Raw genomic sequence first — 24,260 nt, 5'->3', positions numbered from 1 at the left:
CACAATAATTGCTATTCAATGATAATACTGAATGTGATTAGAGAAGAATAATATGAAAAAAGTGGCTTTTATCACTCCAACCTTTCCGGTATTGAGTGAAACATTTATTCGTACTGAAGTGGATGCAATAAACGCATGTGGGCATGACGTGTGTGTGATGACATTTGAAAAAAATAAAACTGATGATGCTTTTAACTATACCATTTATAAAATCGGCGATTTTTTTAATTTCAATCTTTTAAAAAAATTAAAACCTCGTAGAGTCATTGATTGCTTGAAATTTATCTACTCACAACAATCTATGCCTAAATTATCTTTATTTTGGCATAGCTTTAAAATGGCATCACAAATGGCAAAGCACAATGTTCAGCATATTCACGCACATTTTGCTCAACATACTTGCTCTCACGGTATTGCTTCAGCCAAATTGATGGGTATTTCATGTTCTTTTGTTGCTCATGGTCATGATGTTTATGAGTTCCCTTTTGATCTTGATTTAAAAATTAAACACAGCGATTTCGTCGTTGCTGTTTGTAATGATATGCGCAATGATTTTAACAAGACCGCTGACGGCAATATTAAATTACTTCACTGTGGTGTAAAAACCCAACTCTTTAAGCCCCATACAAAACAAGATCAAGAGACAATCAAGCTCATTTTTATTGGGCGGTTAGTTGAACAAAAAGGTGTTAAGTATTTACTTGATGCGTTGAAACCCTTATGTGGGCACTATCCTATGACTTTAGATATTATTGGTACTGGTGAGTTATTAAAACCATTAAAAGAACAAGTTGCTCAACTTGGTTTAGCCCCTTATGTGCGATTTTTAGGCTCAAAACAACCAAGCTGGATCCAAGAAAATTTACCTTTCTATGATTGCTTGGTAGCACCGTTTTGTTTCTCACATTCAGGATGTGTAGATACAGGCCCAGTCGTCTTAAAAGAAGCCATGGCTGTCGGTATACCCGTTATCACATCAAACATTATGGGCTGTAAAGAAATTGTCGCCCCAAATACAGGCTATTTGGTTGAGCAAAAAAACGCACTCGAGTTAACTGATGCGATTAAGACATTTGTAACATTGCCAATAGAGCGAAGAAAAGAAATGGGGATTTCAGCGCGGAAAAATGTAGTACTAAATTTTGATGCATTAAAACAGGCAAAGGTACTATCAAATTGGATAGAAACGCATACCGTAAAACAGTAAAAGCGAGCACTAAGCTCGCTTTTCATTTAGGTATGACTGCTGATTATTCCCAATCGAGAATAACTTTACCTGACATGCCTGAACGCATCATGTCGAAGCCTTTTTGGAAATCATCAATCTTGTAATGATGCGTGATAATTGGTGTTAGATCTAAGCCTGATTGAATCAAGCTTGCCATCTTGTACCACGTTTCAAACATTTCACGACCGTAGATACCTTTAATAACCAAACCTTTAAAGATAACTTGAGTCCAATCTACTGCCATATCTGATGGTGGAATACCCAGCAACGCCACTTTACCGCCGTGGTTCATGTTAGCTAGCATGCCGTTGAATGCTGATGGTACGCCAGACATTTCTAGACCAACATCAAAACCTTCTGTCATGCCAAGTTCAGACATTACATCTTCAAGTTTTTCATTTGCTACGTTAACAGCGCGAGTCACGCCCATCTCACGAGCAAGATCTAGACGGTATTCGTTCACATCGGTAATCACAACATGGCGTGCACCAACGTGTTTTGCTACAGCAGCAGCCATAATACCAATAGGGCCAGCACCTGTAATTAGCACATCTTCACCAACAAGATCGAATGATAATGCAGTATGAACAGCATTGCCAAACGGGTCGAAGATCGATGCTAGATCGTCAGAGATGCCTTCAGGGATCTTAAACGCATTGAATGCAGGAATAACCAAAAATTCAGCAAATGCGCCATCACGGTTAACACCAACACCTGTCGTATTACGACAAAGGTGTGTACGACCACCACGACAATTACGGCAATGACCGCATGTAATGTGACCTTCGCCAGATACACGATCACCAATTGTAAAACCACGAACTTCTTGGCCAATACCAACAACTTCACCAACATATTCATGACCTACAACCATTGGAACTGGAATCGTCTTTTGTGACCATTCATCCCAGTTGTAGATATGTACATCTGTACCACAAATAGCTGTTTTCTTAATACGAATAAGTAGATCGTTATGGCCCATTTCAGGCTTGTCTACTTCATTCATCCAGATGCCTTCTTCAGGCTTTAGTTTTGACAGCGCTTTAATTTTCATTTTTTATTCGCTTACATCTGAATGCTGTTTAAAGGGAAGACACTTAGCCTTAATACCCTACTCAGCATTATACGAGGATACTGTTACCTCTGAGCAAACCAGAAGTACGTTTTTGGAAAACTGAATTATCAACGAATATGTTCACGAGATCCGAGAACCTCGTGACACTTATTCATAATTAGGCTATTAAATAATGCCCATATCTTTACCAACTTCGATGAATACATCGATAGCACGGTCAAGTTGCTCTGGCGAATGCGCCGCAGACATTTGCGTACGAATACGCGCTTGGCCTTGTGGTACCACAGGGAAAGAGAAACCTACAACGTAGATACCTTTTTCTAGTGCGCGTTCTGCAAATTCCGCAGCCACTTTCGCATCACCCAACATGATTGGAATGATCGCATGGTCAGCACCTGACATTGTGAAACCAGCTTCTGTCATACGCGTACGGAAATGTGCAGAATTTTCCCATAGGCGCGTGCGTAAATCGCCACTTTCAGCCAATAAATCAAGAACACGGATAGAAGCAGAAACAATTGCAGGTGCCACAGAGTTAGAAAATAGGTACGGACGCGAACGTTGACGTAACCAGTCAATCACTTCTTTCTTACCAGCCGTGTAACCGCCTGAAGCGCCACCCATAGCTTTACCCAATGTACCCGTGATGATATCAACACGATCAATTACATTGTGGTGCTCATGTGTACCACGACCATTGTCACCCATGAAGCCAACTGCGTGTGAATCATCAATCATCACAAGCGCGCCGTACTTATCAGCAAGGTCACAAATAGCAGGAAGGTTAGCGACTACGCCGTCCATAGAGAACACACCATCAGTAACGATTAATGTATGGCGAATACCCGCTTCTTTCGCGGCAATTAATTGCTGCTCAAGTTCTTCCATGTTGTTATTTGCATAACGGAAACGCTTAGCTTTACATAAACGTACGCCATCAATAATAGATGCGTGGTTTAGCGCATCAGAAATGATTGCATCTTCTGGGCCTAATAATGTTTCAAACAAACCCGCGTTCGCATCAAAGCAAGAGGTATAAAGAATCGTATCTTCAGTACCTAGGAACGTTGATAGTTTTTGTTCTAGTTCTTTGTGAGAATCTTGTGTACCACAAATGAAACGTACCGATGCCATGCCAAAACCATGTGCATCCATACCTGCTTTCGCAGCTTCAATTAATTCTGGGTGGTTAGCTAAGCCAAGGTAGTTGTTAGCACAGAAGTTCAGCACTTCTTCGCCTGTATCAACACCTTCTTTGTTAAGAATAGAAACAGCCGCTTTTTGAGCTGACGTAATAATACGTTCAGACTTGTACAAGCCACCAGCTTTAACCTCTTCAATTTGCTGGTTAATTTGTTCGTAGAATGCAGCAGACATAGTGTTCCTCACATTTATTATATTTTGGGGAAATGGCTAACCAGTGAAATACTTACCCAACGAATACCTTACAAACTCGCTAAGGGTGCTTAACATTCATCACTGTGATGATTAGCTAAAAATCGTGCAATTAACTCTTCGATTAACTTTAATCATTCTAATTCAAGTGCATTACAACTATTATCCCCTTATATGGAAAATGATTATTGAACCTGAGGCACAAATCTGTGGATACGAACAAATTGATCGCCGTAATGCCCGACCTTGCCGTCTTTATTATTGTTGTTGATGAAGGCAGTTATACCGCGGCAGCAAAGAAGTTAGGTGTTACCCCATCGGCTCTCAGTAAGCAAATTTCTCGCCTTGAAAAGGCCCTTTCAGTGAAACTTTTAGAGCGCACAACACGTAAGTTAATGATCAGTGAGTCTGGTACTAAAATTTATGAACAATGCAAAGTTATGACGAATGCCGCAAAACAGGCCGTTGAAATTGCAAGTTCAGAACATACGATCCCATCAGGTACATTAACCGTTGCAGCGCCAAAAGCTTTCCTAAGTATAGTATTACAACCTTTAGTTACCCCTTTTCTGACTCAGTACCCTGATATTCAACTAAAACTTAAAGCCTCAGACGGTGAGATCGACATTTTATCTGAAGGCATTGATATCGTTTTTCGCTTAACAGAGCACCCATCAGAAGCTTTAGTGAATAAGAAAATTGGTAAAGTAAACCTAACATTGTGCGCAAGCCCTGAATACTTGGCGCTACGCGGAGAACCCCAAATACCCACAGACTTACGTCAGCATGATTGTATTTATCTTGGTGAAACCACTACCGATCACATTTGGGACTTCATTAAAGATGACGAATTTCAAAGCGTGAGCGTGACAGGTCGTTACGCCGTTAATCATTCTCAAATGCGCTTAAAGGGCGTAATAGATGGATTAGGTATAGGTATCTTTCCAGATTTTGTGATTAAGCAAGCGTTAGAAAATGGTTCAGTGAAAGAGGTATTAAAAGACTGGACAATGAAAGGAAACTATCAAGGAGATATTGCTTTACAGTTTGCTCAGACCAAATTCATGCCTGCAAGATTACGGGCATTTATCGACTACGTTACTGAACACCTTGCACAATAGGTTGTCCTTGTTTCAGAAGCGGTTCAGATACGAAAAGCAACCCGTTCCGCCGTTATTGAGTGTTTTCACCTATAATCAGAAGGGAATTACACTCTATTACGTTGCTAGTTCGTACTAGGTTATAGAACTTAGGTGCACGCTGATGAAACTATTCATATATTTGTTATCTCTCGTTCTGTTTGTGGGAATAAATAATTGCGTCGCCTACCCGATGGATTCTATGCATTGGAATCATCGAAGCATCTTGTACTTTGCACCAGAGAAAGATCAACACGTACAAGAATTTATGAAACAAGTACTAATGAATGAGTGTGTACTGCAAGAACGAGATATAAAGACCGTGATTATTACCAACGACGGTTTTAACCAACCTTATGGTTTTTTTAGTCCAGAAGAAATTAACCACCTTCAGCAAAAATATAACATTCCTAAAGAACATCATACTGGCATTCTTGTCGGTAAGGATGGCTTAGAAAAACACCGCTGGAATGAAAAAACAAATTGGTTACAACTCACCGAAATTGTTGACCGTATGCCGTTAAGAAAAGAAGAGATGCGCCATCAAGCAAGCCGCTGCCAAATCTAATCATCAGATTCCTCTGATCCAAATGAATTGTTACACGTGTTTTCTACGCCTAACGTCTACTCCTTCCATTTTTGAACCAAGGTGGATTTATTTCTCGTCAAAAAGCGGTAGATTGGAACTATACCCAAGCACGTACAGACATTTCCAATTCAGTTTCAGGCAGAGATAATTACAATGAAAACGCCATTTCTTTACCATGGACAGGATAGCGCCTGGCTTACTCCTACAGACAACACGCTTAACGTAACGATGGTCAGTGATGTTGATACACTGATATCAGCCATCTTCATTCGATGTGAACCCGATAATGAAGAACTATTAATTGATATGGAACGCGGTAGAACCCAAGGTCGCCTGCAATACTGGCATGGGAAATTACCGATCAATTCAGATAAAGACACCACTTTTTATACCTTTAAAGTGATGCAAAACAGTCGTCAATGGTGGCTACACGGTTGTGGTGTGTCACCACGAGTACCGGGTAAAGAAAAGCACTTCAAATTCAATAACCAGCATCAACCGCCAGCTTGGGTTAAAGAACAGATTTTCTATCAAGTTTTCCCCGACCGTTTTTCAAATGCAAACCCATCAATCAGTGTTCAATCTAATGAATACTGTTTACGTGGCACAGAAAAACCGACAATAGCAAAAGCATGGGGTGAATCAGCATCAAACCATGATTCGAGTGGACCAAGCGAATTCTTCGGAGGCGACTTACAAGGTATTCATAATAAGATTGATTACTTACAAGAATTAGGTGTAACCGCACTCTATTTAAATCCGATATTTACCGCGCCCAGTAATCATAAATACGATACAACGGATTACCTCAATATCGATCCTCATTTAGGCACGAATGAGCAATTTGCCAACATGGTGGCAGATCTGCATCAACGTAATATGAAGATTATGCTAGATGCCGTGTATAACCATACTTCAGTCGATCACCCTTGGTTCGATATGTATCAACGTAATACCGCAGACCAAGCTGTGGGCGCATACGATCATCCTAACTCTACTTACCGTCAGTATTATCAATTTGCCGATAACAGTAACGAATACGTTGGCTGGAATGGTATATCAACGCTACCTAAACTGAATTTTTCTAATCCTGAAGTACAGGATTATATCTATGCAGGTGACGACGCTGTAATCAAACACTGGCTAAAACCGCCCTATAATATAGATGCATGGCGTTTCGATGTTATCCATATGCTAGGTGAAGGCAAAGGCGCACATAATAATGCTCATTTTGTTAAATCCTTCCGCAATGCCGCCAAGTCGGTCAACCCTGATTGTTATGTATTAGGCGAACATTTCTTTGAAGCGTCTAACTGGCTTCAAGGTGATCAAGAAGACGGTGCGATGAACTATTACGGTTTTGCTCACCCTCTTCGTGCTTTTTTCGCTCAAAAAGACATTGCCTATCACGCATGTCAAATTGATGCTGAAGAATTAGTAGAATGGCTAAACGAAGCGCGTACGAAATTACCGTGGTTGAATCAGCTCTCTCAGCTTAACCAGCTAGATAGCCACGATACAATGCGTTTTTTAACCATGGTGGATAACAACACAGAAACGATGCACCTAGCATTAATGATGCTTTTTGCTTATGTCGGCACACCGTGTGTTTACTACGGTACAGAAGTTGAATTACAAGGCGGCCAAGATCCAGATAACCGTCGTTGTTTCCCGTGGGAAAGAACAGAGCAAGAACAAAAACCACAAACATTCAGTTATTTGCAGCAACTCATTGCTGTCAGAAAATCATCAACCGCCCTTCAATCTGGCAGTGTTCAGTGGTTATTGGCTGAGAACCAACATTTTGCCTTTGCTAGAACGACAGAAACAGAGCATGTTATTTGCCTTATTAATAACAGTGAATCAGCTAAAACGTTGCATTTACCTGTTTGGCAATTAGGCATTGAGTCAGGTTCTTTACGCGACCTGTTAACTGATGATGAATGGCATATTAGCGAAGGAAGCGTTTCAATCACATTGGCAGGTAAAGAAGGAATATTACTGACAGCCAGCGAATAAAACACACATAGAGGTTAAGTGTGATTTTCTATCCACTTAACCTTTTCCTATACTGTAATGGTCAAGGAAAACTGTCCCCTTCTTTGCGCTAACAATTTGCATCAATAATTTACGCTAACAATCATTCCCTCGATTACTTTTTCCGTTTACATTATGACTGTAATACCATTTATCTATGGACAGCACACACTAGAGGTTCTTATGGCAATTGAGCGTTATATCGGCATTATGTCTGGTACAAGTATGGATGGTGTTGATACCGTTTTGGTTGAAATTGAAGAAAACAGTATCCGCTTGATGGGTGAAAACTCTTTTCCTATGGGTGAAGACCTTAAACAGGCATTACTTGACATTTGCCTTGGTCAATCCACCAATTTGCAAGCAGTTGGAGAGCTCGATCACCGACTCGGGCATTTATTTGCTGATGCTGTGCTCGCATTGTTAAAGAAAACCGGTATATCTCCAGACTCTGTTACTGCGATTGGAAGCCACGGGCAAACCGTATTTCACTCACCAGAAACACAATATGCTTTCACCATGCAACTCGGTGATGCCAATATTATTGCGGCTAAAACACACATTACAACCATCGCTGATTTTCGTCGAAAAGATATGGCTCTCGGTGGGCAAGGCGCACCACTCGTTCCAGCTTTTCATCAACAGCTTTTTAGTTCTCTTGATACAACGCGCGTAATCCTCAATATTGGCGGCATTGCTAACATCACAATACTCACTCCCGATCAACCTGTTACGGGCTATGATACTGGCCCAGGTAACATGTTAATGGATGCATGGATCCACCAGTATAATGGCGACCAATATGATGCTAATGCCAAATGGGCTAAAACAGGCACTGTAAATAAAATACTGTTAGAAAGACTGCTCGACGAGCCTTACTTCAAGCAGCCAGCACCTAAAAGTACAGGTCGTGAATTATTTAATTTACCGTGGTTAAAACAAGAATTATCAGGTTTAGATATACCCGCAGAAGATGTACAAGCAACCCTAGCTGAATTTACTGCAGTCACCATTGCAAATGATGTCCTTTCATATCAACATAATGAAAAACCTGAATTATCAACCAAACAGGAATTGTTAGTCTGTGGCGGTGGTGCTCATAATCCATTATTAATGGCGCGTTTAGCAGCACAATTACCCGAATGGCAAGTGATGTCGACAACAGAACGAGGAGTAGATAGCGATAATATGGAAGCCATGGCTTTCGCGTGGCTAGCATACCGAACACATCATAATAAGCCGGGAAATTTACCAGAAGTAACAGGCGCTTCTGGATTAACCAGCCTAGGGGCAATCTACCCAGCATCGTAATATCAATGATGAAAAGCTCAAGTTACAATGGTAGATAATAAACTAACCACTTGAGCTTATTTATTGTTTATACCCATTTTCAAACGCATTTTTTAGACTTGAAAATAACTTAGCCCTTTCTATCGGCTTAGGAATATAATCATTCATCCCCGCGGTTAAACAGCGCGTTTTTTCATCATCAAGCACATTTGCAGTTAAAGCAATTATACTCGGTTGATGACATAAATTAAGTACTCTAATTGCTTTGGTAGCCTCAAGCCCTCCCATATTAGGCATTTGGCAATCCATTAATACCAAATCAACTTTTTGTTGTTTAATAAAATCGATAGCTTGAATACCATCACTTACCATTGAAATAGTTGTTAGCCCTAATGTTTTCAATAGTGCTTTAACTAATTGTTGGTTCACCATACTGTCTTCAGCAACCAAAATATGCTTGTTGGCATAATTTGATAAATTGAAATTTGGAGAGCGTTTTTTTACAACTATCGGTACGGCAACTTCATCTAACTGAACGTCAAAATAAAACTCAGTTTCAACTGATGGCTGGCTCTTTACCTCGAGCTTCGAGCCCATTAATTTACATAGACTATTCGATATAGATAGCCCTAAACCCGTACCGCCATATTTACGCGATATCGAACCATCGGCTTGGGTGTAAGAATCAAAAATAATTATTTGTTTCTCTAAATCAATACCAATTCCTGTATCTTTTACTGTAAAGTGTATACATGTGCCATTTTTTGTTTTATTAATTAATGTAACAGAGAGAGTTACCTTACCATGCTCTGTAAATTTAACGGCATTACCCAGCAAGTTAGTCAATATTTGCTTAATACGACACTCATCACCAAGATAATGAGAAGCTAAGTTCGGATCAATGTTATTGTCAAGGATGATACTTTTCTTTTCAGCCTCATACTTAATGGTCATCAAACTAGACCTAACTAATTCTGTTATTGCTATGGGGGTATAGTTCAACGTCACATTACCGCTTTCAAGCTTTGAATAATCCAATATTTCATTGATTATACTTAATAAGGATTGTGCAGACTCTTTAATATAACTAACTTGGCGTTTTGCTTCATCATCTAATGGTTGAGCTTCTAAACACTGGATAAAACCCAACACCCCATTCATAGGTGTACGTATTTCATGGCTCATGTTCGCCATAAAGTCCCCTTTTATGGTAAGTGCCTTATTCAATGCTAATGTACGAGCTTCAAGTTTCTTATTCAGGGCTTCCATTTTTAGGCCATGTAAATAAATACATTTATCTGCATAGTCTATTTCTTTTGCTAATACAGTAACCTCTCCTTCTAATTTTTTCACTGAATTAACCGAAACCTGACCAGTACCCACTTTGGGTAGTTCACCAATTAAATGGTTTAATGGCAGTGTTACTTCTCGGTACATATAATATAATGTATATACTAATAGCACTACGAATGGAAAAAGAAGAAGTATCAACTGGGTATATATTGCTTTTATAACATTAGATGAGAAATAAAAAACGACATACTTTAATATTGGCAAGTTATTAAAATCTAGCGAGTAGCTTAATTTATAATCACCTTTATAAATTGATATACCTTCTTTATAATCAAGGTGATAGTCAGTTGTTGCATGCATGGTATAGTTGGTATAAAAATGTACTAAATTACCATTTAGATCATATATAGCAACAGAGCCGATCTCTTCGTAATTACTAAATAGACGGTTTAGTTCTATACTTTTTTCTGTATTGTCAAAAATTGTTGCATCAATAATAAGTTGGCTTGAAGAGTTCATCACAGTTTGTATGTCTTTTGATATTCGATGAGTATTCGATGTGTAAGTAATATACAGCGTTGCCATGAATGACAACATCATGACAACTCCCATAATTACTGCAATTTTTTTGAAAATAACACTTTTAGTGAAGCGTTCCAATTCCATGATTGGTCTAACCCTTTTCGTCATACCTCGATATGTACTATTTAATGTATACATTATTTTTCAACAGGTAATTCATTCGAAGACCAGTCCAACCACGAACCATCGTAATGTGCTACATCAAAACCAGAACGCTTCATAAGGTAATATGATAGTGTTGACGCTAGACCTTTATTACAATATGTAACGCTTTTTTTTGTTTTATCTAATGAAGAAAAAATAAGATCCATTTCCTCTTGGCTTTTTAATACACTGTCACCTTTTTCATTCTTTAAAAAAAATGAAGAGATTAAAAGATTTTTTGCCGTGGGGATATGACCATATTTTTCTGTCTTCGATTTTTCACCAATATACTCTTCTTTTGTACGTGAATCATAGAGTTGATAATCGGGGCTGAATGTTGCAACTTTTGCTAACATCGTATTGGCATATACGTCAGCGTTTAACGATGGAATGTAACTCGTTTTTTGTGGAATAACTACCTGTTGGTTACTAGGGTATCCTTGTCTATCCCAATATGCATAACCCTCTTCTAATATCACAACTTTACTAATGCCATAGAGCTCTAACACCCAAAATATTCGTGCTGCATGCTTAACGTCTCCACCATCGTAAAGTACTATGAGCTTACTTTTATCAATACCTTTTTCACGCAGCAATGGTGCTATTTCATTCTTCCCTTTAACATAGAAAGAATTCTTTTCGGTTTTATATGACATCTCTGTCGGGAAACTTATTGCACCCGGTATATGCCCATTCTCATATGCACTCTGATCACGAGTATCATAGATAACGACTTCATCACTGTTTAAATTCTTATTCAGCCATGCACTATCCACCGCATACTTAGAAGCAGTAGCACTTGAGATATTAACCCCTGAAGAGTGAATAAATACACCAAACCCTAAAAGAATTAACCATAAAAAACGAGGTATAGACTTCATTCTTTTCATTATGATCCCCAGCCAACAACAATACGCAAGATGGCTGAAGCCAGTTACTCTAAGCCCATCAACGTGTGACATGCCTACAACAGAAGCAATTTTCTTACCAAAATTATTCAAGTTGTATCCAGTTGATAAGTCGCTCACAACCTCATTTCGAGCCGAAAAATCAGCAATTAAGTGCATTTTGCAATGCTTTTTAACATGTAAAATAAAACACTAACGGCACGTTATGTGAAACGACCAAATAACACAATTAGGAAACATATCGCTTACACCTCATCAAAAAATAAGCAGGGGGTTTTCATGCCAACATTTAGAAAATCACTCATATATTGATAGGAATCCACCCTCAAAATACAATCTATATCACAGTTTAAAAGCCTTAATTTTACTAGGACAATAACGCAACATCCATTACAATCCCGTCACATAAAAACAATAAAAACCTTCAGGTCTTTAAGCCTGTTTTATTCCCTAACGTGAAAGGTTCCTAGTAAAGATGAGTCCGGAAAAATACCTTCTAGACTGGCAAGCAAGCCAGACGAATGCAGAATCCATCTCACCACTTCTTGGCCAGTTATACCGACAGAAAGGCGTTGAAGTCATTTTGTTTGGTCGCCAGTTAGTTAACGCATCAACCATAGACATTATCAAAGCTCACCGTGTGGCACGTCGTTATACTGGTGATGAGCTATCCCCTGCTCAAACACTTCCTTTAATCAAGCAACTTGCTGAGCTAGAACTCTCGCCTTGCCGTATAGATGTAGGTCAACTTGCTCATTCTTATTGGAAAAACCAAGAAGATGAACAAAGTTTAAACGATTATTTACAAACGGCTTTAGTTGATTCATTAAACAGCTCAGAATCTGTTGTGCCGCGTGATGTCGTTTTATATGGTTTTGGTCGTATCGGTCGTTTACTTGCTCGCTTATTAATTGAAAAAAGCGGTCAAGGTTACCCATTACGTTTACGTGCAATTGTTGTACGTGGCGGAAAAGAAGGTGATCTTGAAAAACGCGCAAGCTTACTACGTCGTGATTCAGTGCATGGTCCTTTTAATGGCAGCATTACTGTTGATGACAGTCGCAAAGCCATTATCGCTAACGGCAATTACATTCAAGTAATCTATGCCAATAAGCCTGAAGATATTGATTATAACGATTACGGCATTAACAATGCGCTAATCGTTGATAACACAGGTATTTGGCGAGATAGCGAAGGTTTAAGTCAACATCTTGGTTGCCAAGGCGCTGAAAAAGTATTGCTAACCGCCCCAGGTAAAGGTGATATCAAAAATGTCGTGTTTGGTGTTAACGAATCAGTAATACAAGATAGCGACACAATCATTTCAGCCGCAAGCTGTACAACAAATGCAATTACCCCAGTGCTAAAAGCAGTTAATGATAAGTACGGTATTATTTCGGGTCACATTGAAACCGTTCACTCATTCACCAATGATCAAAATCTGATTGATAATTTCCATTCAGGCGATCGTCGTGGTCGTTCAGCATCATTAAACATGGTACTAACGTCAACCGGTGCAGCTAAAGCAGTAGCAAAAGCATTACCAGAATTAGCAGGTAAATTATCAGGTAACTCTATTCGAGTACCAACGCCAAATGTTTCGATGGCTGTTGCTAACTTGAATCTAGAGTCTAATGCTACCGCTGAAGATCTGAATGCTTATCTACAAGAAATAGCATTAGTTTCTCCACTTTCTGGTCAGATTGATTTCACTAATTCGACCGAGGTTGTATCAAGTGACATCGTGGGTTCACGACATGCAGGTGTGGTTGATGGTGTTGCAACAATTGCACAAGATAACCGTTGCGTATTATATATCTGGTATGACAATGAGTTTGGTTACAGCTGTCAAGTTGTACACTGCATGGAACAAATGATGGGCGTTAAATACAAAACGTATCCAGCATTAAAATAAGCACCTTGAAATAAAGAAGCTAGATAAAAAACCATGTGATTATTATGCCGCCTTTAATTTTTATAGGCGGCATTTTTATAGTCATTTTAATCAAAATTACTGTATAAAATTGGTGTATTGGGCGGTGTTGGAATCAATTGCCAACGGTCATTAAATGTATATCGAGCATAAACAATAAAATGATTAGGTTCATAGAAATCTGAACGTTGTAAATCTAATGCAGCCCCTATATACCATCTTTTACTAACACGTTTTTCAAGGGCTGCAAGAAATGAATAACCAAACCCACCCCCTGTACTTGAATCACCATCAGATAAATAAGGCGCATCTTCTTTTGTCCAAGAATTTGAAATTGAGCCATTTAATAAATAAGCCCATGTATTATCGAAACGACCATAATAGTTAACGGGCAAAGATATCGAAAAGTAACTTTGAGGGCTGTAATAACCGCCATGACCTAAGGTATATTCACTGAGGTTTTTATCATAGGTTAAATACATTAAATTCATACCAAGGCTTAAACGCTCATCCTCCTCTGCAATCAATTTATAGTAGCCCCCGCCTAACAACCCTATCCGAGTATTATCTTCAACTTTTTCACCCGTAATTTGATGATACTGCAAGCTACTCCAAAAACCAGTGGGACCACCAATGTCGTAGCTACCACCAAGTTTAACACCAGTTCGTACTACTCCACCCCACTTTGTACCTTCTTGGTCAATACTTCCTGCAGATGGTGATCCCGAGGGGACAGATAACCCAGCATAGGACAACATACTACTCGTTTCAGGCCTACGTGAAAGTGTTGCATTCCACCCAAAATCTCGTATGTCACCATTCAAATTAACACCACCAACCCAAGTGGCATGATCAAAACCTATTGGTGTTGTACCAATATCTGCCGACCATGTTTCGGCTTCCCAACCGACCCCTAAAGTAGTACCAAATGCGCTTTGATCAATAGCTTCAGTAACATTTTCAGCTGACGTCTTGTTGAAATACTCTAATTCCCCCGAGCGGATACTCACAGAATCAATACGAATAAGTAGATGACCATTATATTCTGCAATCGGAATGCGGGCTTCGATAGGTATTTGAAACGCAGTATTTTCACCATCTCTACCACTGTAATCGAAACCAAAAACAACATGCCCATCATTGCGGTCACGAAGTTTATCAATATCTCTTTTTACATTACGTGTTAACCAATAATCGTCAGCATTATCGTACAACTCGCGCAGTTCAGGTTGATCTTTGTTTACTTGTAGGGGCATTTTGCTCTTTTCGATTCGATCTGAATTCAACGCTTGATAAGCCAAAGTATCTGCCATACCCCATTCATGGTTAACCATGGCAACAGCCATTGCATCACGATAATCCATCGCCTCGGCATCATATTTAGTTAACAAGATTGAATTTAATGCATTTGCTTGCGTTTTTCGGTCAATTTGATTGAAAGATACTGCCACATCAACCAGTTGTTTCGCTGTTAATTGCGTTCGTTTAGCGTAAAGGTCTTCTGCTAACTTGCTATATTGCGACGAGGTTTGTATTGGGACACTCGATTGTAGTACACCTATTTGCCCATCTGTACGTAAGGGGCCTGCTTGCGTTGATACTACAGTGTATAGGCGATTTGCTTCAGCATAATTGCCCGTTAGCATTTTACTGTCTGCTTCAGATAAATAACGTCGAGTATTTAATTGCCGTAATGCGCTGTACTCAGATGAAGATAATCCATCACCATTAAACGGCTTTATCCATTGATCAAATACGTGGTACTTTTCAAGTTTTACGATTAATTCGCCATAACTCAATTGAGTCGAAAATAGCCATTGTTTATCAAAAATTAACCCATCAAAAATCGTAATCGCTTTTGTTGGCTGCAAGAACTCAACCCATGTCGACGCAATTCGCATCATGGCTTCTGGGTTAGATTTATAATTTCTCGACAATAGCTTTAGCTGCTGTTCGGCTTCAAAAGGTTGAACTAAAAATAAAGATTGGATATCACCAAGTTCAAGATCAAGCTTTAAACGAGCTAAATTCCGCTCTATTGCAGACGAGCGTTGTGCAATATCTATTTTTTCTAATTCATTAACTGCCGCTTTGAGTTGTCCATTACGTGATAAATACAAAGCGTAAGCAAAACGCATTTCTGGGTCAGGATTATTATTGGCCCAAATCGCCATTAAACGGTTGGCTCGTTCACTTTGCCCTGTCAAACGTAGTGCATCTGCGATATTGGCGCGCTGCCAAGCTGATGTTGGTTTTAACAAAAGTAATGCTTCCACTTTTTGACTTGCGAGAGGATTGTCTCCTGCCAATAATGCCGCCTGTACCTCTTTATTTAGCTGGCCTATTTTCAGTTCGTTCACTTTCGCTTTAACAATGCGCTTCTGACTGTTTGAGTAACTATTCGCAAATCTTATAGCTTGCTCTGATTTATTTTGACTCAGTAATAGGTCAATTCTTCCTCTTAAGGCAGTGCTATTTAAAGTATCTAGCTTTAACGCTTGGATATAATATCTATCCGCCTCTTTATAGTTACCTTTTATTCCATATAACTCTGCTAAGCGATTTAATGTATAAGGATTCTTGGGCTGAAGTGCTTTGGCTTTCTTATACTGCCGCTCTGCACGACTATATTGTTTTTTCTCTGTATATTTATCGCCTTGATCCACAAAAGCCCAATAAGAAGAAGTATCAATTAAACTTTTCCATTTAGATTGGTTGTCAGGGTCATTATCATTTTCCTGTGCTTTTTTAAAAAAAGCTAATGCCTTGGTTTGATTTCCCCAACGTAAGTACACCTTACCCATACCACCAAGAATTTCAGGATCATTCGGTCGAGTTGTAATTGCATATTGAAGTTGTCGAGCTGCTGCATTCGTTTGGTTTTTTTCTAGTAATGCTAACCCTTTTAGCTTCGCTAAGTAGGTTGGATCTTTACGCAACTCTTTTTCAGTCGCAAGGCGACGTTGTGCACTTTGACTTGCACGTTTTATCTCTAAATCTGTAGGGTAATAGCTTGCCAATATTGCATACTGCTTTTCAACATCGTCAGTAATTGGCAATTGATTTAACGCCCTTAGCCATGATGTTGCCGCCTGTTTACCAATATTAGGCTTAAGCGCTAAACGCTGGTACGTTGCTAAAATCCAAGGGTCTGCTGGGTTCTGTTTACGTATATGATTTGCCAATGCTAATTGAAAAGTAGGAACCCCAGGATAATTAAAGTTAAGTAGCTCCAACTCAGATTTAACATGAGACCAATGGTTATCAATATTACCTTCAACTTGAAGGTACTCGAGTTGCAGTACCTCTGTTGGCATACCGTTAGGGAATAGCTTTTGATAGGCCTTTAATGCTTCTTCATCACGCCCTGATCGCGCAAGTAAACGGGCATGTTGAAATTCAGCTTTCTTTTCATATCTTATAGCAAAAATTGCTGTTAATTTTTTTGTTTGTTTAGCATTGGGTGCCAATGACTTAAGCTGCTCAAAAGTCGCTTTCGCGTCATCAATTTGATTAAGCTTTAAGTACATATTGGCTTGATAATAAAGCCCATCAAGATTGTTTGGTTCAATCGCGAACAAACGCTCTAACGTACTTAATACAATATCATCCCGACTCATTGCTTGGGCAAATTTAAGCTGGCTAGAGAGCCACTCTACTGAGTCAACCTTCAGTAAATTCGAAGAGAAAATAACATTCGCACTATTCAGTTGATAAACTTGAGAGGTATCTTTTTTCGTTGATTGAGAGCCAGTCATTCCATTTCCGGAATTATATCCAGCAGCCAATGCTGGACTCGTGCCCAGGACTAGCGTTAAACCGATAAACAGCGGGTAATAGACCTTCGTTTTTACTGACATTGCTCAACCCAAAACGGTTGTAGCTCGCCATTGACTCCAAACTGATATTTACCTTGATACCACCCCATGCCAAATAGAGCTAATACGTTGTCATAGTAATAATCATTACTATTAGAATGAAGCGAAATAGATACGACCTTGGCTTGCTCTATCGCCAATTCTTTTTCACCTAACGATTGTAATAACGGTAATAAAGCGGCAGAAAAGCCAGCACTACCGCCCCCCTTAAATGTGCCGGTTTCAGTATTCACACTTCGAGGTGGCGCCTGTAGTTGCTTTATGGCATTCACCATTGGCGACATCATTGATAATAAGGTTTCTTTTTCCTCCGTTTTATCATTTAACATGCCTGCCCATAGGTAAGTTCTTATCGCATTGTAGCTACCAATAGGTCCCGTTTCTGCATCAGCGTAAAACGTTGCATTAGACAAAGTCACCCAATCAGGACTAAAACCTTTTGGCATCGTCTTTTCTAACATGGTGTAGCTTGAATTGTATAAAGATTGCCATTGATCATTCGGGTAATGGGATGCCATGTTTTTAATAAGAAATAGTGGCACATAACTTGGGTTAAGGCGTAGCTGCCCTTTGCCATTATCAAAGCCCTTTTTCCCTGGTAGTAAAACTGTCCCTATGCCTTCAACTTCACGTGTTTCTTCACGTAAGATGCGGCTTGCTAACAAATAGCCTAGCGATTCATAGTAATACTCTCCCCATAAACGACCCGCTTCAATTAAGCTGTATGCTATCCATAAATCTGAATCTGATGCAGGGTTGTTATCAAGTACGCCATATGTATTAAAATCTTTCTTTCCCCACAACCAAGCAGGCAAGCGTGCCGTTAAATCACCATCAGCTAGGTGGGTTTCAGTCCAATTTAGCATTGCCTTGAATGTAGTCGGATCATTAGCGACTACCGCAAAAAACAAGCCGTAAGATTGCCCTTCTGAGGTGGTAATTTGTCGTGTATCGCTACCGTCAATCACTCTGCCATTTTGGATATATGTCGATTTAAATTGTTCCCATTCAGGCCAACTACAAGTACTTGCATTCACTTGATAAGAAAAAATAAAGCCAATAATTAATACTAACTTTTTCATACGTCATCCTCATCAGTTTCTAATCGCTTACGCGCTACTGTACGAAGCAATCGCCACAATACAATCGTAATAATGACAACAAGAAATGCCGAAATAAAAGCTAATAACACAGGACGATTAGAAAAGTGATACCAAATTAATTGCCAAATTGGCAACTCACCAACGAAGTAATGATCACCTACGTTGAAGCTAGCAACCTCATTATTTCGAAGCGTAACAACAGAGCCAAACATATGTGTTATTTTACCGCTGTCTAATAACGCCTCATCAATCAAACTGAAATCGGCTGAATTTGCTGCCAGCAATGATACAAGGCTGCGATTTTGCGTAAACGGTGATTCAGCACCCGTTATTGCAGCAAAGGCACCTTCCGAACGAACTGAAATAACATCTGAAACCACCTGCACATCTTCGACATCAAGTATCCAATTCAGATTAGCTTCTTGTTCATTTTTAACGGGTAACCGAATCAGTCGTTCACCCGCTTGTAATACTAGATTCACTTCATTTTTATCAGACGCAGCTTCTTGTAATTCAGGAACAACGCCAATGCTGAGAATATCTTTATCTTTCAGCTGTTCTTCTGCCCAAGTATCAATTAATTCAACTCGGATGGCTGGGTAGCCTGATTCGGAACCAATTACGCCCATCACATTAATAAACGTCTGTAACGCTTCAATGGGGGCGTTTTTAGGTACTATTGCAACGGTCTCAGATAAGTCAGCCATACGGGTAAAAGGAAAACCTGAATTAGCAAACGCCCGTAAATTTGGCATTTCGATATAGTGTGGAAAGCCTGAAAAATCGATCGTCGAATCAGCCTGAATAACCGCATATTGCTTACTCGGCTGTGAACTTTGACACATGCCTTCAGTCATTGAAGCAAAGCCAAATTCAAACTCAATCTCATTATTACTACCCACTTTAAATGCAGGAATTCTTACCTGATCGCCTAAACCAAGTAAACCATCATCCAATAAAGGGACCCGTATACGCTTAGATTTACCGCCTTCACCTTCCATTTTCAAATTAAAGGCTTCAATAAATTGGCTGTTAATACTCAAACTCATTCGAGAGCCAGAGTTTTCTTCACTCGGTGGCGAATAGCGATACCTAAGATCTAATGGTATACCTCTACTTTGCCAAGTAAATAAATCAGGAGCCAGTCGAAAGTTCACACTAATTGGTGGTGGTGTTCTGCCCTCTACTTGTAAATCTTGTACATCTTTGATTAATTCAGACAAAGCAATAGGCCGTAATGTACTTACCCAATTGGGTGCATCATAAGGTCGGCGAGGTGAAATCTGCTTTACGTCATTAATTGTTGCAATGGGCCCAGTTAATATTTTATTACCTAAAGTCAGCCCCATAACCGCGTCGTTCAGATCTTTGCTATCGCGCCCTATAATCAATAATAATTTAATGTATGGATTTTCTGGGTGACTAATCATTTGTAATGTAGGCTTATCAACATCAGGAAAGTCTTGTAAAAAAGCAGGTTTATTGGTGTTAGTAACAAAAACAATAGCATTCTCTTGAGGTAACTCATCCAAAGATATTGGGAAACGCGCACCGCGCCAGTCTGATAGAACACCAAAATACGACGCTAATACCCCTGCTGCCTTTACTTCACTTAAATCATAATGTTTACCCATTACGAACGGGATATTAACTTGGCTAAAGTCTCGCTCATCAAAAAAAGGCGCTGGTAATAAATTTAAATCACTCTTAAGAACCGTTTTTTGGACCTGTAATGCTATATGGCTGCTTTGGCTTATTTCAGTCCAAATACTGGGATGATTAGGGTTAGCACAAAGACCTTCGGTATCACCTATAAATTCAATATGCAGTTGATTAAAATTACTAAAAAAACGAGGATCTAGCGGGATATCTGCATTTATTTTTTTACCCTGATCACCATCATTAATAGAAATAACACCCATCAACTCATTATTTAAATAAACCTTTAGATGTGATACAAGTGAGCGCAATGCTGGTGAAGGTGTAAAATCAAATGAGAGCATGCCTTTTGAAATCACTTCATCCAACCGAGAGCCAAAACCAATATAAGCATTACTTTCACTGCCAAGCATACTAATAGAACCGTTATAGCCTAATTGTGAAAATTGAATTATCCGCTCTGTCACAATAGGAAAGTCACCAACTTCACTTTTAATCAAGTGCTCTGGATCGGATGTCGCAGCACCTGTAATGCTTGATAATGCAAGCCCTAATGCGGTTGCGACTATTTGTATTATTCTCTTAATTCGCATTATCGTTTGCTCTTGTTAATGTATTCCTTGGTCTAAATGACCCAACAAAATTACCCACTTTTAGAAAACTCTGAACAATTAATACAACTGGTTTGGGGCTGTGTTGCAATAAACTGTGGTAACCATTAAAACCAACTTTGAGTACGCTTTTCATACTCATCAACGGTTTATCAGTTTGATAGCCTTGCTGCCATTTAGTCCAGGTATCTGCACGCGCAAAAGTACATTGCACATAATCAACTTCTTGCTGAGTCGTTAATGGCTCTAATTGCAAACCCATAGTACTGCCATTCGAATAGGTTATCTTTGCAGGAAAAATAAACTCTTGATCTGCTCGGCTTAATATTATGTCTAGCTTCTGATCTTGCTGTAATGCCAGCGACTGACCTATGACAACCCGTATTCCACCTAAAGAAAAGTCATTCATTTCAGCTTGCAGTAAATGACCAGAGTGCAAACGTATCGTCATCGGAATTTTAACGGGCACTCGGTGATCTTTTCGAATTTGCTTTGTTTCAGCAGCAACCGCAACTGCACCGCCAAGGATCAAGAGGTTATATACTGTCCATAAAACATTGACTATCACAGTCGCAATCTCATCTGTTGGTCCCCACCCCAGTCGATAAATGCCAAAACCGGCACCAATAATATTAAGAAAGACCAACGCCAAGTAGGGTTTCGATATTACCCAGTCATAATGTGTTTTATGAATTAACCCACCTTTCGCAGTTACATTAAAGGTGCCTTTATGAGGAGCAAATAACGCAATCGTCGTGGGACGTGCTATATACCATGCCAATACTGTTTCATAAACCTCCCCCCAAAATGAGAAACGATAATCCCCCTGTATTCTTGAATTTGTAATACTGGCATGAACCATATGAGGTAATACATAAAGAACGATTGCTAACGCTGGCGCATAAATGACATAAGAGTGTAGTAATAAAAAAGCTAGAGGGGCAATTAAGAAAATAATTCGCGGAATACCAGAAAGAAAATGCAGCATCGCGTTGGCATAGCAAAGGCGTTGTTGCCATTTTAACCCTTTTCCTGTTAAGGGGTTATCGACTCTAAATATTTGTGCCATTCCCCTTGCCCATCGAATACGCTGCCCTACATGAGCTGAGAGCGTTTCTGTCGCCAAACCTGCCGATAAAGGTTGCTTTAAATAAGCAGAACTGTAGCCAAGGCGATGCATACGTAATGATGTATGTGCATCTTCTGTAACGGTCTCGACAGCTATGCCCCCCACCTCCTCCAGCGGCTTACGACGTAAAACCGCGCACGAACCGCAGAAAAATGTACCGTCCCATAAATCATTTCCATCTTGAATCAAGCCATAAAAAAGGCTTCCCTCATTTGGGACATCACGAAAATTCGATAAATTTCTTTCAAAAGGATCCGGCGAGAAAAAATGATGAGGTGTTTGTACAAGGGCAAGCTTAGGATCGTTAAGAAATAGCCCCATAGTTAATTGGAAAAAAGCACGTGTTGGAATATGATCACAGTCAAAAATAGCCACATATTCACCATTCGACCGTTCAAGCGCGTAGTTAATGTTTCCCGCTTTAGCATGGTTATTTAATGGACGTCGAATATAATGAACACCAGCTTCTTTGGCGAACTTTTTAAAACTATCTCTTTTTCCATCATCTAGAATATAGATATTCAATTTATCTTTTGGCCAATCAATACCAAGTGATGCATAAACCGTTGCTTTCACAACATCAAGATCTTCATTGTAAGTAGGTATCATTAAATCAATACTCGGCCAAAGCGTCGTATCAACAGGTAAGAGAGCAGGTTTACGATTAAGTGGCCAAATATTTTGAAAATAGCCGAGTATCAAGACAACCCATGCAAATGTTTCAGCAAATAACAATAAAAGCCCTAAAACAAGCGCGAGAGGTTCATCCCAATTTAATGTCGATGTATAACGCCACCATATATAGCGGCAGGAGGCAGTAAGTGACAAGACAATCAATAGCATTGTTGGAAAACGACCAGGCATTCGCCTGAACATCATGGCTAATGACCATAAAATAAATATAAAAACAGTCTGAGCTTGTAAGTTAAAAGGGACGGTAAAACACAAAAAGATCAATAATAAAACAATGAACAACAGCACATAATTCACGGCATTAAATAATTCATCACTTTTATTTTTATTTATAAAAGGCACACTCTCAGACGAACTTGCTTTCTTTTCAAGCCAAATAACCAGTAATGAAAGATACTCAAAAGGCATACGAAAAACACTCACAACGTTGCTCTTCAGTCTTAATGAATAGTTTTTTACTGCAACATTATTTGTATTAGAGAGATCTTGCCTAACAATTAACAACCAAAACGATTGTATTATAAAACGTAGCAAATCCAACACTTTTGGCCTGGCGAAATTTATTTGCGGGTAATACAGTAAGAGTAATTTCCAACTCGGTGTTTCATTGATTTTCTCTTTCAAAAAGATAAAGCAAAATGTAAACCAGATAAAAAGAATAAAACGACCTATACGATTAGAAGCTCCTCCCCCATCATGCTCATAAATTTTCAATTGCTGAAAAAAAGCATTAACAATCCATCTTTTAAATATCACGTTTAAACCACTATACATACTCACCTCTCTTATCATTACCCCTCGAGTAAAGATGAGTAACACACCAAAAAGCTAATGATTGATAATCACGAGCAGCTTGGCTATGTGGTGAGGTAGTATGAACATTTGTTAAGTTGGCAATACTATCAATAACAGTTGTATCACGGTGCAATGACACTGGAAGTAGTATACTGGTGAGTTCTTTTTGTAAAACAAGTCTAAAATCTTGACTCACTTCACTTTCTGGCTGAAAATTATTAATAAGAAATTTAATTTTATTTTCATCCGCAACCAATTTCTTTAACTCGAGATAATTAATAGAGTCATTACGTATCAGATAATAGCTTATAGGATCAGGGTTAATAACAACAATAACAAGATCAGCACTATTCAATATCTCTCTATTTACTCTTTGATTATGTTCTAAATTTGGTAAGTGAATAATTTGCCAATGCTCAGCATCCATATCAACAATTGACAGCTCACCGGCTAGTTTCGCTACCCATTCCTCTTTATGTACACTATATTTTTCTAACTCAGATGAGTTTAACGTCCCAAATGGAACAAAGCGCATTCTTTGAGGGCTTTCATAACAGGCATTCGTCCAACATTTATTATTTAAAAAATGCTTAGCCCAACCATCATCATTATTAATATCCATAGTGAAATGTAAACGTAAAAGGTTTAACTCAGCTAAATCCACCGTTATTGTTTCTTTACTCAATAAATGTAAAGCGTGAGAAAGGTTTGCCGTAACCGTTGTACTGCCAACACCTCCCTTCAGACCAACAATAACGATACGATTCATATAAGGTCCC

General features: G+C 39.1%; 15 protein-coding genes. 6 read left to right on the top strand and 9 right to left on the bottom strand.

Going from position 1 to position 24,260, the window contains the following annotated elements; genetic code table 11:
- Positions 1–52: 52 nt before the first annotated feature.
- On the top strand, positions 53–1,207 hold the full coding sequence (locus C9J12_RS05920; RefSeq protein ID WP_107241876.1) for a glycosyltransferase family 4 protein: 1,155 nt from the start codon (positions 53–55) through the stop codon (positions 1,205–1,207).
- 43 nt (positions 1,208–1,250) lie between these two features.
- Here the strand turns inward: C9J12_RS05920 and tdh are convergent, their stop codons facing one another.
- A complete protein-coding gene (gene tdh / locus C9J12_RS05915) occupies positions 1,251–2,282 on the bottom strand; it encodes an L-threonine 3-dehydrogenase (RefSeq protein ID WP_107241875.1) in 1,032 nt (343 codons plus the stop codon).
- 186 nt (positions 2,283–2,468) lie between these two features.
- Positions 2,469–3,680, bottom strand: coding sequence for a glycine C-acetyltransferase (locus C9J12_RS05910; RefSeq protein WP_107241874.1), 1,212 nt, complete (start codon positions 3,678–3,680; stop codon positions 2,469–2,471).
- A gap of 227 nt (positions 3,681–3,907) precedes the next feature.
- On the opposite strand from C9J12_RS05910, the gene C9J12_RS05905 reads away from it, so the two are divergent.
- From C9J12_RS05905 to C9J12_RS05890, 4 genes are all read left to right on the top strand, one after another.
- Positions 3,908–4,819: a LysR family transcriptional regulator gene (locus C9J12_RS05905; RefSeq protein WP_107241873.1), complete on the top strand. Its 912-nt coding sequence runs from the start codon at positions 3,908–3,910 to the stop codon at positions 4,817–4,819.
- 142 nt (positions 4,820–4,961) lie between these two features.
- Entirely contained in the window at positions 4,962–5,405 is a 444-nt protein-coding gene (locus tag C9J12_RS05900; protein ID WP_107241872.1) for a DUF4174 domain-containing protein, read from the top strand.
- Positions 5,406–5,579: 174 nt separating this feature from the next.
- Positions 5,580–7,445, top strand: a complete 1,866-nt coding sequence (malZ, locus tag C9J12_RS05895) for a maltodextrin glucosidase (protein WP_107241871.1) — start codon at positions 5,580–5,582, stop codon at positions 7,443–7,445.
- Positions 7,446–7,646: 201 nt separating this feature from the next.
- Entirely contained in the window at positions 7,647–8,774 is a 1,128-nt protein-coding gene (locus C9J12_RS05890) for an anhydro-N-acetylmuramic acid kinase (protein ID WP_107241870.1), read from the top strand.
- A 60-nt stretch (positions 8,775–8,834) separates the two neighbouring features.
- Here C9J12_RS05890 and C9J12_RS05885 read toward each other — a convergent pair whose 3' ends face one another.
- A complete protein-coding gene (locus C9J12_RS05885) occupies positions 8,835–10,712 on the bottom strand; it encodes a response regulator (protein WP_107241869.1) in 1,878 nt (625 codons plus the stop codon).
- Between the two features lie 53 nt (positions 10,713–10,765).
- A complete protein-coding gene (locus C9J12_RS05880; protein ID WP_107241868.1) occupies positions 10,766–11,839 on the bottom strand; it encodes a sulfurtransferase in 1,074 nt (357 codons plus the stop codon).
- Between the two features lie 316 nt (positions 11,840–12,155).
- On the opposite strand from C9J12_RS05880, the gene C9J12_RS05875 reads away from it, so the two are divergent.
- Complete coding sequence (locus C9J12_RS05875; protein WP_107241867.1) at positions 12,156–13,595, top strand: glyceraldehyde-3-phosphate dehydrogenase; 1,440 nt, start codon at positions 12,156–12,158, stop codon at positions 13,593–13,595.
- A gap of 86 nt (positions 13,596–13,681) precedes the next feature.
- On the opposite strand, the gene C9J12_RS05870 is transcribed toward C9J12_RS05875, so the two are convergent.
- Genes C9J12_RS05870 through bcsQ form a run of 5 tightly spaced genes read right to left on the bottom strand, consistent with a single transcriptional unit; the run spans position 13,682 to position 24,250 of the window.
- Entirely contained in the window at positions 13,682–17,473 is a 3,792-nt protein-coding gene (locus tag C9J12_RS05870; RefSeq protein ID WP_107241866.1) for a cellulose synthase subunit BcsC-related outer membrane protein, read from the bottom strand.
- Positions 17,464–18,573: a cellulose synthase complex periplasmic endoglucanase BcsZ gene (gene bcsZ / locus C9J12_RS05865; protein WP_107241865.1), complete on the bottom strand. Its 1,110-nt coding sequence runs from the start codon at positions 18,571–18,573 to the stop codon at positions 17,464–17,466. Before bcsZ ends, C9J12_RS05870 begins: the two co-directional genes overlap by 10 nt.
- Positions 18,570–20,846 carry a cellulose biosynthesis cyclic di-GMP-binding regulatory protein BcsB gene (gene bcsB / locus C9J12_RS05860; RefSeq protein WP_107241864.1) on the bottom strand — a complete coding sequence of 759 codons (2,277 nt, stop codon included), beginning with the start codon at positions 20,844–20,846 and terminating at the stop codon, positions 18,570–18,572. Before bcsB ends, bcsZ begins: the two co-directional genes overlap by 4 nt.
- Positions 20,836–23,460 (bottom strand): UDP-forming cellulose synthase catalytic subunit, encoded by a 2,625-nt coding sequence (gene bcsA, locus C9J12_RS05855; protein ID WP_107241863.1) that lies wholly within the window; start codon positions 23,458–23,460, stop codon positions 20,836–20,838. The genes bcsB and bcsA overlap by 11 nt, the downstream gene beginning before the upstream one ends.
- Positions 23,453–24,250 carry a cellulose biosynthesis protein BcsQ gene (gene bcsQ / locus C9J12_RS05850; RefSeq protein WP_107241862.1) on the bottom strand — a complete coding sequence of 266 codons (798 nt, stop codon included), beginning with the start codon at positions 24,248–24,250 and terminating at the stop codon, positions 23,453–23,455. Before bcsQ ends, bcsA begins: the two co-directional genes overlap by 8 nt.
- Positions 24,251–24,260 lie beyond the last annotated feature (10 nt).

Source organism: Photobacterium frigidiphilum (assembly GCF_003025615.1).
GTDB lineage: Bacteria > Pseudomonadota > Gammaproteobacteria > Enterobacterales > Vibrionaceae > Photobacterium > Photobacterium frigidiphilum.
Note: the sequence above shows the minus strand (reverse complement) of the source record. Positions and strands in the feature narration are given on the sequence as shown.

Bases quoted from the DNA above. Each gene is read 5' to 3' on its own strand.
- C9J12_RS05920 (WP_107241876.1), top strand. From the start codon at position 53: ATGAAAAAAGTGGCTTTTATCACTCCAACCTTTCCGGTATTGAGTGAA.
- tdh (WP_107241875.1), bottom strand. From the start codon at position 2,282: ATGAAAATTAAAGCGCTGTCAAAACTAAAGCCTGAAGAAGGCATCTGG.
- C9J12_RS05910 (WP_107241874.1), bottom strand. From the start codon at position 3,680: ATGTCTGCTGCATTCTACGAACAAATTAACCAGCAAATTGAAGAGGTT.
- C9J12_RS05900 (WP_107241872.1), top strand. From the start codon at position 4,962: ATGAAACTATTCATATATTTGTTATCTCTCGTTCTGTTTGTGGGAATA.
- malZ (WP_107241871.1), top strand. From the start codon at position 5,580: ATGAAAACGCCATTTCTTTACCATGGACAGGATAGCGCCTGGCTTACT.
- C9J12_RS05890 (WP_107241870.1), top strand. From the start codon at position 7,647: ATGGCAATTGAGCGTTATATCGGCATTATGTCTGGTACAAGTATGGAT.
- C9J12_RS05885 (WP_107241869.1), bottom strand. From the start codon at position 10,712: ATGGAATTGGAACGCTTCACTAAAAGTGTTATTTTCAAAAAAATTGCA.
- C9J12_RS05880 (WP_107241868.1), bottom strand. From the start codon at position 11,839: ATGCACTTAATTGCTGATTTTTCGGCTCGAAATGAGGTTGTGAGCGAC.
- C9J12_RS05875 (WP_107241867.1), top strand. From the start codon at position 12,156: ATGAGTCCGGAAAAATACCTTCTAGACTGGCAAGCAAGCCAGACGAAT.
- C9J12_RS05870 (WP_107241866.1), bottom strand. From the start codon at position 17,473: ATGTCAGTAAAAACGAAGGTCTATTACCCGCTGTTTATCGGTTTAACG.
- bcsZ (WP_107241865.1), bottom strand. From the start codon at position 18,573: ATGAAAAAGTTAGTATTAATTATTGGCTTTATTTTTTCTTATCAAGTG.
- bcsB (WP_107241864.1), bottom strand. From the start codon at position 20,846: ATGCGAATTAAGAGAATAATACAAATAGTCGCAACCGCATTAGGGCTT.
- bcsA (WP_107241863.1), bottom strand. From the start codon at position 23,460: ATGTATAGTGGTTTAAACGTGATATTTAAAAGATGGATTGTTAATGCT.
- bcsQ (WP_107241862.1), bottom strand. From the start codon at position 24,250: ATGAATCGTATCGTTATTGTTGGTCTGAAGGGAGGTGTTGGCAGTACA.